We start from the raw sequence: 13,852 nt of genomic DNA, 5'->3' as shown, positions 1-13,852 counted from the left end.
GAGCGGTGGCGGCTTGGGAGATCAGTCGTTCTCGTCGCCGTTTCCGGAACCGGACCCTTCCGAGAGGATGCTGTCCACGTCCTCGAAGAAGTCGAGGAAGTCCTCGCCCTTGATCTTGTCGAGGTTCACGTCACGGGCCTTGAAGAGCTTCTCGATGGTGTCCTCCAGGCCGTCCTGGATCTCCTCGAAGAGCTCACCCTGCTGCTTGAGGATCGCGGTCACCTCGCCGATGAAGGCGTTCAACGCCTTCACCACGTACTGCCCGTTGGTCCAGCTGTTGTCACCGGCCATCAGGCCGATCGCGATCGGGTTCTTGTCCTGGCCGGTGAGGAAGCCCGCCCGGCTGCCTCCCCCCTCCTCCAGATCGACGAGGGCCGGCACCGCGAGGGTGGTGTCTCCCGGCGCCGTGCCTTCCAGGCCCATCTTGCGCAGTTCGTCCGCGAACGGGATCACGTCGTTGTCGAGGAAGTTCTGCAACCATGCCTTGTTCAGATTGACCGTGGGGGCGGTCTCCGCCATGCCGTACTCCTTGGGATGCTGCGCCTGTCGGTTACCGCCCCGGGGTCATGGGGCCGCGGGGGAAGTGAGGGCGGTCAGCCGCCGATGCGGACGCTCTGCCAGAGCTGCGTCAGGGAGTTCTCGCTGTACTTGTAGGACCCGGAGACATCGGTGAGCAGTGCCGAGTTCTCGGCGAGGATGCGCTTCATCGTCTCGACAGCGTTGTCCCAGGCGGCCTGCTTCTCGGTGTAGACGGAGCGGTCCTCACCTTCCCAGGTGTTGCGGAGCTCCTGGAGCTCCGCCTCCAGGTTGGTGAGGATGCTGTCGATCGCCTTGGTCTGCTGGACCATGTCGTCGGCGGCGTTCTCCATGTGGGAGTAGTCGACGTAGATGAGTCCGTCGGTGAAGTCGGGCATGGCTGTCCTCGTCTCTTGGCGGGCTTGTCGTGTGGCGGGGCCGGAGGGGGTGTCAGCCCGCCAGCTCGTTGAAGATCGCCTCGGAGCGGTCGTAGGCCTGCTGGATCGACTGGACCGCCGAGCCCTGCTGAAGGCCCTTCGCGCGGAGCGTCTCGTTGAGAGTGTCGATCATGCTGTTCAGGTTGACCGAAATGATCTCCGCCTGCTGGTCCCAGCGTTCCAGCAGCTGATGGAACGCACCGCCGTCGCTGCCGGCGTACCCGGACGACAGGGTGTTCTTCATGTTGTCGACGTCCTGACGGCACCGCTGCACGCCGGCGAAGGCCTGCTCCAGCGCGGTGACGCCGTTCCGTGTCGCTTGTTCCTCTGACTGCTGCTTACCGGTGGGCGTTGTCATGGGGGCCGCGCCTCCTGAGGTTCAGGGTGAGTAAGTGAGCTTAGATGATGGTGAGTTGAATGATTTTTGGTCTACCTCACCTCGCGGCCGTCTGGCCAACCCGGGCGATGGGATGACGCCAAGAGTTCATCCCCCGTCCGCTTCCGTCCCGTCCGGTCCATCGGCCGTTCGCGCGGCGCCGGTGCCACGTGGCTCAGCCGCGGGCGCACCGGCCGCCTGGCGGCCCGCGGAAGTGCCTGCCCCACCGGTTCCGCAGCGTGGTGCCGTCGTGGTGCTCGTCCCCAGCGCCGCCGCCTCGGGGGTCAGATCGGGCCCGGTCGGCAGCATCGCGAGCAGCGGTGCGGGAAGCCCGCGGGCCTGGCCCTCCGCGTAGCCGAGCGCCGTCAGCGCCTGCGCCGAACCCACCCGGTACTTCATCCCGGTGTCCGTCACCAGGTAGAGCGTGCCGCCGACCTCGCTGCCGCTCGCGCCGAGCACCCGCACCAGGTCCCCGCCGCCCGGCGCCACAGTGATCCTGCCGACCGGCACACAGGCCGGTGTCAGCCCCTCCGGCGGGGCCTGCGCCGCCGGACCGAGGTCGGCGGCCGCCACCAGGGCGACGCTGATGCGCGGGCCCTTCCCGCCCGGCTGCACCCGGACGCAGGCGGTCGTGCCGTCCTCGACTCCGACGATCCGCGGCGGGGCGGCGGGCCGGTCCGTGTCCTGGGCCGAGGTGTCGGCCCCGGGCGCCAGACGGCCGCTCAGCGCGTCCGCGCCCAGCGTCTCGACCCGCGCCGCGCGCCCTTCGTAGACCTTCTCGCGAACGTCCGGGGCGCCGAGCAGCAGTGCCGCGCCGGTGGCGGTCAGGGGGACCAGGCCCTCGCGGCGCAACAGGTAGTAGCGCTCCGCGGAGCCGGGCACGGTGACGCGGAAGACCTCGCCGATCCGGGTGCTCCGGCCGCCGAGCGCGGGGCCCTTCGCACCCAGGCCCGGGACCTCCGCCGGAGTCAGATCGGGGCCGGACGGCACGGAGTTCAAGAAGGCCGCCGACACGGCGACGCGCGGTGTGGAGCCGTATCCCAGGGCCTGGCGGGCGTCGGCGTTCCGGTCCAGCCGCAGCTTGCTGCCCCTCCACACCAGATAGTCGGCCTTGTCGGGCCCGGTCACCAGCAGCGCCTGAGTGGTGGGCAGGCCCGCGGCGGCGGCCGGCACGCCGACGGCGAGCGTGGTACCGGTGGAACCGGCGACGCTGCCCGAACACACCTGCCAGGGGCCGTCGTCCAGCTCACCACTGCCAGGGAGCACGTCAGGGGCGCCGGTGATCCCGACGGGCGCCCCGTGGGGCGTACCGCTCAGGGAACCCTCCCCGACCGTCGCGACCGTCATGTCGGCGCCCGCCAGCAGCCGCGCCGAGGCGTAGTTGCGCACCGGCCGCAGCCGGCCGTCCAGATACAGATAGCGCGAGCCGGTCGCCTTGTTGACCACGAGCGTGCCCGGCTCCTGCCAGGAGTCCTTGGCTCCCGGCTTGAGCATGCCGAGCACGAACGCCCCGGCGGAGATCAGCACGGCTATCACCACGCCGATGACCACTCCGCGGTTGGTCCGTCCCTGCGGGCTCTCGGGTGCGTCCGGATCCGCGCGCAGCATGCTGGAGGTGAGCCGCCCCATGACGAACATGTGCGCCTGGACCTGATCACGTCGGGACTGCATGGCGGCGTCGGGTGCCTTTCGGTTCAGCGTGGGGTCGGCCGTCGAGCGGCCTCGATCAGGTCCTCGGCGGCGCGCTCAGCCGTTGAGGGAGCGCAATGCGCCGTAGACGCCGAGCACCCACAGGGCGAGCGGCAGCAGGCTGATGGCCAGGGCGGAGTGCAGCAGCTCCGCCGCCCGGCCCCAGTACGGCACGAGGCGGCGGCCGGGCACGGTCCAGGACGCGATGGCCAGGGCCGCCGCGACCGCCAGCAGCCCCGTGGCCACGCCCAGCCGGGTCCCGGGCGCGAGGTCCGGTGCGTCGGCGAGGACCAGCAGGAGCAGGCCGGCCACGCCCGGGACCGCCAGCGACAGCCGCTGCCAGACGTTGCCCAGCCCGCGCGCGTGCAGCACCAGCAGCAGGGACAGCACCGCCGTGGTGATCGCCTCGGCGAGCCCCCCGTCCCGCGCGAGGACCGCGACACAGGCCGTGGCGACCGCCCCGACCGCCGCGTACAGGGAGGTCATCCAGCCGTCGGCGAGGACGGCCCGTTCGGCAACCGCCGACGCCGGATGAGGGTCGATGCCCTCCTGCAACTGCTGGGCGTTGGTGGGCAGCGGGGGCATCCGCATGCCGGACATGCGGAACGACAGCGAGGGTACGAAGGCGCCGAGCGCCACCGCCACGACGGCGAGGATCCCCGCGACGTGCGCGGGCGGCAGATCGGCGGCCAGCATCAGGGCCGCGGCCACCGCACCGAACACCGCGATCGCGGCGAGTCCGAGGAACAGCGCGGCGAACGCCGCCACGACCGCGAGCGCCAGGACCGCGCCCCCGGTCGCGGCCGCGCTCGCCGACAACAGCCGTGCGCCCAGTGCCTCGTAGGCGTGCCTGCCGCTCAGTTCGCCGCCCGGCAGCAGCCAGCCCGCCAGCGCCAGGTACGGCGCGACCATGAAGCCGAGGACGGCTCCCGCCCCGGCGTCCCCCACCGCCCGGCTCGCGGCACCCGCGCCGGCGAGCAGCAACAGCCCGGCGACGGAGGCGAACACGGCCCGGGGAAGCGCCGAGCCACCGGGAAGCGCGGCCAGCAGCAGCCCGCCGCCGAGCACCGCCACGACGATCCCGAGCAGCAGCCGACGGCCCGCCCGCGGGCTCCAGCCGTAGGGGTGTTGGCGCATGGTGGTGGCGATGCCGTCCACCAGGTCGTCCAGATGCACCTCGGGCAGCGCCTCGGTACGAGGCCTCAGGAAGAGGGTCTCGCCGTCGCGCATGCCGTAGGCGTCCAGGGTGTGTTCCTCGTCCAGCGGCTCGCCGCCGAGGCGCTGGAGCACCCAGCCCCCGTGGTCGAGTCCGGCCTCCTCGAGGTCGTCGCCCGCATAGCCGAGGACCGCGGGCAGCAGGTCGGCGACGGGGACGTCGGCGGGCACGGCGAGGTCCACGGTCCTGGCCGGGGCACGGACCGTCAGACGGCACAGCTCGGCCACCTGAGTGTCAGTCATCGGGCTGACTCACGCCTCTCCGAAGATGGTGCTGACAGGGCACGGAAACACCGGACGGCGCACCGCTGAACATCGGGTTAATGCCCCAGGCGCAGTCAAGTCGCCCGGAAGGGACGGTAGTTCGCCGCCCTCCCGACGATCGTAATATCAGCCGACCGGTGGTTGCGTCCTGCCCCACCCTCCTCCCCTGTCCCACAAGGAGACGGCTCTTGAGTGTGGTCCTGTTCCGACGCCCGGCCCGGCGCCGAGGCCCTGAGATGCCCGACGGGGAACTCAGCCTCCAGGAACCACCGCCCCTGCCCGAGGTGGTGCCGGACTCCTCCGCCATCTGGACCTACCTCCCCATGGCGCTGATGTCCGTCTCGATGATGTTCATGTTCATGCGGCCGGGCGCCACCCGGGGCAGCGGCGGGTTCATCTACCTGGCCCTGGGCGTGATGGTGGTGGCCGCCGCAGCGATGATCGTCGGGCAGGCGATGCGCCGCAGCAGCGAACGCAAGCAGCGCCTCAAGGGCGAACGGCGCGACTATCTGCGCTACCTCGGCCAGATTCGGCGCAAAGTGCGCGGTGCCGTGGCCGACCAGCAGCGCGCGCTGTCCTGGCGCCACCCGGAGCCCGCGGCCCTGTCGTCGATGGTGGGCACCACCCGGCTGTGGGAACGCCGGCCCCGTGACGAGGACTTCGGCGAGATCCGGGTCGCCGTCGGTGACCAGAAACTTGGCCTGAAACTCACACCTGTCTCCACCAGCCCCGTCGAGGACCTGGAACCGCTCAGCGCCCACGCGCTGCGCAGCTTCATCCGCGCCTACGCGACCGTGCCGGACCAGCCGATCGCCATCTACCTGCGGGCCTGGGCGCGCGTGCTGTTCCGCGGCGAGGAGGAGCGGATACGAGCCCTCACCCGCGCCCTCCTCGCCCAACTGGTCACCTTCCACTCGCCGGACGACCTGTGGCTGGCGTTCTGCGTCGCGGACGAGCGGCGCGCGGACTGGGAGTGGACCAAGTGGCTCCCGCACGCCCTGCATCCGCACGACACCGACGGCGCCGGTCCCATCCGCATGACCGTCTCCGCGCTCGGCGAGCTGGAGGACCTCATCGGCGCGGAGTTCCAGGAGCGGCCCGCCTTCGACCCGGACGCCGTCCCCGGCCGGGAGGAGCCCTTCACCGTCATCGTGATCGACGGCGGCACCGTCCCGAGCGGCCACCGGCTCGACGGTCCCGGCTACCGCAACACCGTCGTGCTCGACCTCTCCGGCGCCCTCAGCTGGCGGCCGGGACGCGTCACGCTCCGCTTCGAGGTGTCCGACACCTCCTTCGCCCTGGTGCGCACCGACCGGGACCGCAAGGAACAGACCACCGTGCTCGGCCGCCCCGACGTCTTCGGCACCACGGGCGCGACCGCCCTGGCCCGGCGCCTCGCGCCCTACCGCATGGGCATGGGAACCGGCCCCGACGCCGCCGAACCGCTGTCCACCAACGTCGAACTGACCACCTTGCTGGGCATCCCCGACCTGTACCGGCACGATCCGACCGTCCTGTGGCAGCAGCACACCGGCACCGCGCGCCTGCGGGTCCCCGTCGCCGTCGGCGCCGACGGACAGCCCGTGGAACTCGACATCAAGGAGTCCGCGCAGGGCGGCACCGGACCGCACGGCATGCTCATCGGCGCCACCGGCTCCGGCAAGAGCGAACTGCTGCGCACCCTCGTCCTCGCACTCGCCCTCACCAACTCCTCCGAGACCCTCAACTTCGTCCTCGTCGACTTCAAGGGCGGCGCCACCTTCCTCGGCCTGGACGAACTGCCCCACACCTCCGCCGTGATCACCAACCTGGCGGGCGAGGCGGCCCTGGTCTCCCGTATGCAGGACGCCCTGCACGGTGAGCTGATGCGCCGCCAGGAACTGCTGCGCTCCGCCGGCAACTACACCTCGGCGCTCGACTACGAGAAGGCCCGCGCCTCCGGCGTCCCGCTGGAGCCCCTGCCCAGCCTCTTCGTGGTCGTCGACGAGTTCAGCGAACTGCTCGCCGCCCACCGTGAGTTCATGGAACTCTTCGTCATGATCGGACGGCTCGGACGCTCGCTCGGGGTCCATCTGCTGCTCGCCTCGCAGCGCCTCGACGAGGGCCGGATGCACCAGCTGGAGAGCCATCTGTCCTACCGGATCGGCCTGCGCACGTTCTCCGCGATGGAGAGCCGGGGTGTCCTGGGCGTCCCGGACGCCTACCAGTTGCCGCCGGCACCGGGCAGCGGCTTCCTCAAGTCCGGCGTGGAGGCCCTGACCCGTTTCCGTGCCGCGTACGTCTCCGGCCCCTACCAGGAGCGGCGCGGGCTCGCCCACCGGGCCCGGGTCACCAGCCAGACCGTGCCGTGGACGACGACGTACGTCATGCCCCGGCAACTGCCCCTCGCACCGGACCCCGACCCGGAGCCCGAACTCGACGAGAACGGCGAGACCCTGCTGTCCGTCGCCGTGGCACGCCTGCGTGACGCCGGCCCCGCGGCACACCAGGTGTGGCTGCCGCCACTGGACCGGCCCACCACGCTCGACCAGGTGCTGCCGCCGCTCACCCCCGATCCCGAGCTGGGTCTCACCGCGGCCGGCCGGACCGGACAGGGCCGCCTCACCGTCCCCATCGGCATCGTCGACCGGCCCTTCGACCAGCTCCGCGACCTGCTGACCCTCGACCTGTCGGGCGCGGGCGGGCACATCGCCGTCGCCGGCGGTCCGCAGAGCGGCAAGAGCACCATGGTCCGCACGATCCTCACCGCGCTCGCCCTCACCCACACCCCCCGCGAAGTGCAGTTCTACTGCCTGGACTTCGGCGGTGGAACCCTGTCGGGGCTGGCCGGACTGCCGCACATGAGCGGTGTCGCGGCGCGGCTGGAGACCGAGCGCGTCAGCCGTACGATCGCCGAGGTCACCTCCCTGCTCGCGGCCCGCGAACGGTTCTTCCTCGACCACGGCATCGACTCCATGGCCACCTTCCGGCGCCGCCGCGCGGCCGGCGAGTTCCCGGAGGAGCGCCACGGCGACGTGTTCCTGGTCATCGACGGCTGGTCCACGGTCCGCCAGGACTTCGACCGGCACATCCAGACCTTCGGCGCGATCGCCGCCCGCGGCCTCAACTACGGCATCCACCTGATCGTCACCACCGCCCGCTGGGTGGAACTGACGTCCTCGATCCGCGACCAGGCCGCCACCCATCTGGAGCTGCGGATGGGCGACCCGATGGACTCCGAGATCGACATGCGGCGGGCCGCGACCGTGCCGCGGCTCCCGGGGCGCGGCCTGACCCGCGACACCAAGCTCCACTACCTCACCGCGCTCCCTCGCATCGACGGCACCGAGTCGGCCGACGACCTGACCGAAGGCGTCGCCGACCTGGTGGCGGCGGTCAAGGAGAGCTGGCAGGGCCCGCCCGCCCCGCCGGTCCGCATGCTGCCCACCAAGCTGCCCTACGCCGACCTGCCGGCCCCCGCGCAGGCGACCGGCCCCGAAGGCGGCTTCCGTATGCCGATCGGTCTGGAGGAGGAGGAACTCTCCACCGTCTGGCACGACTTCACCGAGACCCCGCACATGATCGTCGTCGGGGACACCGAGAGCGGCAAGACCAACATGCTGCGGATGGCGGCCAAGGCCGTCATGGACCGCTACACCCCTGCCGAGGCACGCATCCTCGTCGTCGACTACCGCCGCGAACTGGTCGAGGCGGTCCCGGACGAGTACCGGCTCGGCCACGCGGTCTCCATGGACGCCCTCAAGGACATGATCTCGGGCGCGGCCCGGGCGGTCACCACCCGCCTGCCGGGCCCGGAGATCACACCGTCCCGCATGCGCAAGTGCGACTGGTGGAAGGGCCCACGGCTGTTCATCCTGGTCGACGACTACGACCTGCTGGGCGCCGGGCCCATGAACGCCCCCTTCGACCCCCTGCTCAACCACCTCGCCCTCGGCTGGGAGGTCGGCCTGCACCTGATCGTCTCCCGCTCGGCGGCGGGCGCGGGACGCGGCCTGAACGAAGCCCTGCTGCGCCGCCTCCAGGAGGTCAACTCCCCCACCCTGCTGCTCTCGTGCCCGCCGTCGGAAGGCTTCATCATCGGCAGCCTCAAGGGCCGCAACCTGCCGCCGGGCCGCGCGACCCGGGTGACCCGCCGCAAGTCGACCCAGTTGCAGACGGCACTGCTCGACGGGGTCCGCGCGGATGCGTGAACCCACCCACTCCCCGCGGGCGAACATCCTGCCCGCGGGACCCGGACACCGACGGCGTACGCCGTCCCGGCCGAAGCCAGAAGGACGCCCAGGCCACCAACTGGCCCCGTTGGCCACCGGGTTCGCATCAGAGACGACACCCCTCGGCGGCTGCCCCGGCGCGCCGGGGCTCCGCACGCGGCCGGCACCGCTCGGCCGGCCGACCCCCCAAGCCTCAACCACTCCCCACCCGCCAGCCACGCGCACGTCGGCACGGATACCTGAACCCGCCAACACCCCGCAGTCGAACATCCTGCCCGCGGGACCTGGGCAACGGCGGCGTACGCCCGCGCGGCCGAAGCCAGAGGGACGCCCAGGCCACCAACCGGCCCCGTCGGCCACCGGGTTCGCATCAGAGACGACACCCCTCCCCGGCTGCCCCGGCGCGCCGGGGCTCAGCAGGCGGCCGGCGCCGGCGCGCTCAGTTCTCCCCCGCACGCCAGCCGCGCGCACGTCCGCGCGGGATCACCAGCGCCGCCGCGACCACCAGTGCCACCAGACCCGCGCTGCCCGCGGCCACCACCAAGGCGCGGTTGCGGGGCTCTACCGAGGCGGCCCGCGGGACCACGGCCGCCTCGGGGCTCGGTACGGTGCCGGAGGTCTCCGGCAGCACGGCGGTCAGCGCGGCGTAGGGGTCGAGGCGGGGCGGGGCGGCCGGGTAGGCGGCCTCCGTCAGCCGCCGGGACACCTCGGCCGCGGACAGCTCCGGGTAGCGCGCACGGACCTGGGCCGCCGCTCCCGCGACGTGCGCCGCGGCGAGGGACGCGCCCGAGCCGATGTAGTGCCCCTCGCCCGCCGGGCCGATGCCGACCACGCCGTCACCCGGCGCCGCGAGGTCCGCCCCGGAGACCACAGGGGCGTTCCCGGGCCGCTTGCCGTCGGGCCCGAAGTCGGTCACCGCCAGCACCCCCGGCGCCGCGGCGGGCCAGTACCAGGGCTCGGGCTTCACCACCTGCCCGGATCGGTCCTTGGCCAGGGCATCGGGCGCGAGCGGCGCCACCACCAGGGCGTCCTTCTTGCTCGCGTAGGCCACCGCGGCGGACAGGACCGCCTTGCCGTCGGCCAGCGCCCGGCCGACGTAGATGACCTCGGCCCCTTCGTCGGCCGCTTGGCGGATCGCGTCCGCGAGCCGCTGAGCGGTGATGTCACCCCGCTCGTCCGTGCCCCGTACGGCCAGGATCCGGGCCCGGGGCGCCAGCCCGGCCGGCCCCGCCGCACGGTCCCCGTCGGGTGCCGCCGCGATCAGCCCCGCCGCGAAGGTGCCGTGCCCGACACAGTCGCTGCCCGCGTCACCGATCGCCGTCACCCGGCCCGAGAGTCCGGACGCCTTCTCGCTCACACCCGTGTCCACGACCGCCACGGTCGTACCGGCTCCCTCCGAGAGGGTCAGCGCCCGGCGCGCGCCGAGCGAGGTCAGCGCCCACGGCTCCGTCTCCACCCGCTGGGCCGAGGCCGTCGCACAGGACTCGTCCGAGCCCAACGAGGTCCGTACGGCGGGAAGTTCCACGGAATCGGCCGTCGCGGGAGCGGCCCCGACGGCCGCCAGCAGCACGGCGACGACCGCCGAAGCGGCCGCGGCGGTCTGCGGACGGTGGATTCGAACAGCGCGCATGGCGCACATCCTAGGCATGACGTGCACCCCGCACCCCGCCGGTGCCCTGCGTCATCTCCCCTGGCTGTCCTGGAAGTTGACAGTCGGCGTCCCGTAGCGTTCACCGCGTGCGCACCACCGTACGACCGCGCCCCGATGGGGCGGAGCGGTACCGGCGGGCGCATCACCACAAGGAGGATCACAGCGTGTCACGGCAGTTGCTCAGGGTCTGCCCAGGCCGGTCGGACAGCTTCCAGAAGATCGGCGACGCCCTGGCGAAGGCACGCACGGGCGCGGTGATCCGCGTGGCTCCGGGCCGCTACGACGAGAACCTGACCGTCAGGACCCGGGTCACGATCGTCGCCGACGGCGAGCCGGGCAGCGCCGAGATCTGTCCCCGCCGGGGCACCGCCGTCGTCCTGGTCGCCGACGCCGTCCTGCTCACCGACCTGACGCTGCGGGGCGGCAGCGAGGACCTGCCCGTGGTCGACGCGCCACGCGGCCAGGTCGCCATGGACGGCTGCACCGTCATCGGCTCCGGCTGGACGGCCGTGCTGGCCAGGGAGTCCGGTTCGCTGGCCATCCGCGGCTGCCGGATCAGCAACCCGGACGGCGCCGGAGTCGTGGACACCGCCTCCACCGGCAGCATCGTCGCCGACTCCCTCCTCGAGAACCTCGGCACCTCTGGCGTCGTCATCAGCGAGGAGGCCGACACGACCGTGCGGGACTGCCGGATCCGCGACGCCCGCGCCAACGGCGTCCTCGCCAACGGCTCGGCGCAGGGTCTGGTGGAGGGCTGCGACATCTCCGCCACCGACAAGCCGGCGATCGCCCTCGAAGGCCGCTGCGCCACCCGTGTCGTGCGCAGCGACGTCCACGACACCACGATCGGCGTCTATGTCACCAGCGGCTCGCGACCGGTCCTGGACCAGGTCACCGTCACGGACACCTCCGGCCCCGGCATCCTGCTCGGCTCCGCCGCCGATCCGGAGGTCCTGAACTGCCGTACCGCACGCACCAAGGGCAGCGGACTCGCGGTCACCGAACGCTCCCGGGGTTCGTTCCGGGACTGCGCGTTCGACAGCGCCGCGGCCCCCGCGATCCGCGTCGTCGGCTCCAGTTCCCCCTCCCTCACCGGCACCACGGTGCGTGACTGCGCCGACAAGGACTGCGCCGTGCTGCTGGAGGAGGAGTCGGCGGCGGAGTTCGACTCCCTGCTGATTGCGGACGCGGCCGGCGCCGGCGTCCGGATCCGCACCGCGGCCAACCCGCTGCTGCGCCGCGCCCGGATCACCGCGCCGGGCGGACACGGCGTGGAGGTCGTCGAGGACGGGCGTGGACGCCTGGAGCACTGCGAGGTCGACCGGGCCGGGGGCGCCGCGCTGCGGATCGCCTCGGGCGGCCGGCCCGAGATCCGCGACACGGTGCTGCGCGAGCCGGCCGACGCCGCCGTGTCCGTCGGCACGGCGGGCGTCGCCGCCCTGCGGGACTGCCATGTCGAGGCCGCCGGGGGATCCGGCCTCGCCGTGGACAACGGGGGCGAACTCTCCGCGCTGCGCACTCAGATCACGGAGTGCGGGGCCCACGGCGTACTGGTGTCCAACGGCGGCCGGGCCGCACTGACCGGCTGCCGGCTCACCGGCAACGTCGGCGACGGCATCCGGGTCGACAGTTCCGAGCCGGTGACCACCACCGACTGCACCGTGCGCGACAACCGTGGCGCGGGCCTGCGCCAGACCCGGGTCAACGAACAGCTCGGCGTGCACGACCTCAACAGCGCCGGCAACGGCGCACCGGACGCCTGGGGCGACACCCTCCCCCCGGACGTCGCGGCGGCCGGGCCCGGCGGCGGCGAACACGCCAAGGAACCCCAAGGGCCGCTGGAACAACTGGAGTCACTCGTCGGACTCGCCGACGTGAAGCACCAGGTGCACACCCTGCTGAACCTCAACCAGCTCGCCCAGCGACGCCTCCAGCTCGGCATGCCCGTCCCCTCGATGAGCCGCCACCTGGTCTTCTCCGGCCCGCCCGGCACCGGCAAGACCACCGTGGCCCGCCTCTACGGAGGCATCCTGGCGGACCTCGGCGTGCTGCGCTCCGGACACCTGGTGGAGGTCTCCCGCGCCGATCTCGTCGCCCAGGTCATCGGCGGCACGGCCATCAAGACCACCGAGGCGTTCAACGACGCCCTGGGCGGCGTGCTGTTCATCGACGAGGCGTACACGCTGCTGTCCGACAGCAAGGGATCCGGCGCCGACTTCGGCCGGGAGGCGGTCGACACCCTGCTGAAGCTGATGGAGGACCACCGCGACGACGTGGTCGTCATCGCGGCCGGCTACACCTCCGAGATGGACGCCTTCCTCGCCTCCAACCCGGGCCTGGCCTCACGCTTCACCCGGACCATCGAGTTCGACAACTACTCGGTCGACGAGCTGGTGACCATCACCGAGAACATGTGCGCGGCGCACCGCTACGAACTGGCCCCGGCGACGCTGGAGGCGTTGGGTCGCCTCTACGAGCGGATGCCGCGCGACGCCGCGTTCGGCAACGGACGCGCGGCGCGCAAGGTGTTCGAGGAGATGGTCGACCGGCAGGCCCACCGGCTGGGTGCCATGACCAACCCGGCGGAGAGCGACCTGAGTCTGCTGCTGCCCGAGGACGTGGCCGCGGACACCGGTTCCGCCGGCGAGAGCGGACCGGGTTCCGAGGAACTCCTCGCCGAACTGCACGCCATGGTCGGCCTGACCGCCGTGAAGAACGAGGTGACCGCCCTGGTCAACCTCCTCACCGCCACCAAGCAGCGCCAGGCCGCCGGCCTGCCCGTACCCAGGATCAGCCACCATCTGATCTTCTCGGGCCCGCCCGGCACCGGAAAGACCACGGTCGCCCGCCTCTACGCGGACCTGCTGCGCTCCCTCGGAGTCCTGCCCAAGGGCCAGCTCGTCGAGGTCGCACGGGCCGACCTGGTCGGCCGCTACGTCGGCCACACCGCCCAGCTCACCAAGGAAGCCTTCGAACGCGCCCTGGGAGGCGTGCTGTTCGTCGACGAGGCCTACACCCTCACGCCCGAGGGCGCCGCCTCCGACTTCGGCCGGGAGGCGGTCGACACCCTGCTGAAGCTGATGGAGGACCGCCGCGACGAGGTCGTCGTCATCGCGGCCGGCTACACCCGCGAGATGGACCGCTTCCTGGCCTCCAACCCGGGCCTGGCCTCACGCTTCTCCCGGACCGTGGAGTTCGAGAACTACACCACCCAGGAGCTGCTCGACATCCTCGCCCGATCCGCCTCGGGTTACGGCTACGACTGCTCGCCGGAGGCCCTCGACGCCCTCAGCGCCCACATCGACGCCCTCCCCCGCGACCGCTCCTTCGGCAACGCGCGCACGGCCCGCCGACTGCTGGAAGCCATGATGACCAACCAGGCGGGCCGCATCGGCAAGCTCCCCGCTCCCGGCCTCGACGACCTGCGCCTGCTGCTCCCGGAGGACCTGCCACCCCGGCCCACGACGACGACCCCGCGCTGAGACCGACGCCG

The 13,852-nt window shown here is 72.4% G+C and carries 8 protein-coding genes; 2 read left to right on the top strand and 6 right to left on the bottom strand.

What is annotated here, in order from left to right:
- Nucleotides 1-21 precede the first annotated feature (21 nt).
- The 5 genes from ACIHIX_RS38780 to eccD all read right to left on the bottom strand — a co-directional run bounded on the left by ACIHIX_RS38780 (nt 22) and on the right by eccD (nt 4,476).
- Nucleotides 22-519, bottom strand: a complete 498-nt coding sequence (locus ACIHIX_RS38780; RefSeq protein ID WP_399964822.1) for a type VII secretion system-associated protein — start codon at nt 517-519, stop codon at nt 22-24.
- A 74-nt stretch (nt 520-593) separates the two neighbouring features.
- Nucleotides 594-914 carry a WXG100 family type VII secretion target gene (locus ACIHIX_RS38775; protein ID WP_329343124.1) on the bottom strand — a complete coding sequence of 107 codons (321 nt, stop codon included), beginning with the start codon at nt 912-914 and terminating at the stop codon, nt 594-596.
- A gap of 52 nt (nt 915-966) precedes the next feature.
- Entirely contained in the window at nt 967-1,311 is a 345-nt protein-coding gene (locus ACIHIX_RS38770) for a hypothetical protein (RefSeq protein ID WP_329343122.1), read from the bottom strand.
- Between the two features lie 126 nt (nt 1,312-1,437).
- Nucleotides 1,438-3,000 (bottom strand): type VII secretion protein EccB, encoded by a 1,563-nt coding sequence (gene eccB / locus ACIHIX_RS38765; RefSeq protein WP_399964819.1) that lies wholly within the window; start codon nt 2,998-3,000, stop codon nt 1,438-1,440.
- Nucleotides 3,001-3,075: 75 nt separating this feature from the next.
- Nucleotides 3,076-4,476: a type VII secretion integral membrane protein EccD gene (gene eccD / locus ACIHIX_RS38760; RefSeq protein WP_399964817.1), complete on the bottom strand. Its 1,401-nt coding sequence runs from the start codon at nt 4,474-4,476 to the stop codon at nt 3,076-3,078.
- Between the two features lie 215 nt (nt 4,477-4,691).
- Between eccD and eccCa the strand changes: the two genes are divergently transcribed.
- Complete coding sequence (gene eccCa, locus ACIHIX_RS38755) at nt 4,692-8,687, top strand: type VII secretion protein EccCa (protein WP_399964874.1); 3,996 nt, start codon at nt 4,692-4,694, stop codon at nt 8,685-8,687.
- A 460-nt stretch (nt 8,688-9,147) separates the two neighbouring features.
- Here the strand turns inward: eccCa and ACIHIX_RS38750 are convergent, their stop codons facing one another.
- The gene (locus ACIHIX_RS38750) at nt 9,148-10,347 is read right to left on the bottom strand and encodes a S8 family serine peptidase (RefSeq protein WP_399964871.1); all 1,200 of its coding nucleotides are present in this window, start codon (nt 10,345-10,347) and stop codon (nt 9,148-9,150) included.
- A 176-nt stretch (nt 10,348-10,523) separates the two neighbouring features.
- Here ACIHIX_RS38750 and ACIHIX_RS38745 point away from each other — a divergent pair, with 176 nt between their 5' ends.
- Nucleotides 10,524-13,841, top strand: coding sequence for a right-handed parallel beta-helix repeat-containing protein (locus ACIHIX_RS38745; RefSeq protein WP_399964815.1), 3,318 nt, complete (start codon nt 10,524-10,526; stop codon nt 13,839-13,841).
- Nucleotides 13,842-13,852 lie beyond the last annotated feature (11 nt).

Source organism: Streptomyces sp. NPDC051913 (assembly GCF_044593635.1).
In the GTDB taxonomy this organism is placed as follows: Bacteria; Actinomycetota; Actinomycetes; order Streptomycetales; family Streptomycetaceae; genus Streptomyces.
Note: the sequence above shows the minus strand (reverse complement) of the source record. Positions and strands in the feature narration are given on the sequence as shown.

Excerpts from the sequence above, each read along its gene's own strand:
- ACIHIX_RS38750 (WP_399964871.1), bottom strand. The coding sequence starts at position 10,347 with ATGTGCGCCATGCGCGCTGTTCGAATCCACCGTCCGCAGACCGCCGCG.
- eccB (WP_399964819.1), bottom strand. The coding sequence starts at position 3,000 with ATGCAGTCCCGACGTGATCAGGTCCAGGCGCACATGTTCGTCATGGGG.
- ACIHIX_RS38780 (WP_399964822.1), bottom strand. The coding sequence starts at position 519 with ATGGCGGAGACCGCCCCCACGGTCAATCTGAACAAGGCATGGTTGCAG.
- ACIHIX_RS38775 (WP_329343124.1), bottom strand. The coding sequence starts at position 914 with ATGCCCGACTTCACCGACGGACTCATCTACGTCGACTACTCCCACATG.
- ACIHIX_RS38770 (WP_329343122.1), bottom strand. The coding sequence starts at position 1,311 with ATGACAACGCCCACCGGTAAGCAGCAGTCAGAGGAACAAGCGACACGG.
- eccD (WP_399964817.1), bottom strand. The coding sequence starts at position 4,476 with ATGACTGACACTCAGGTGGCCGAGCTGTGCCGTCTGACGGTCCGTGCC.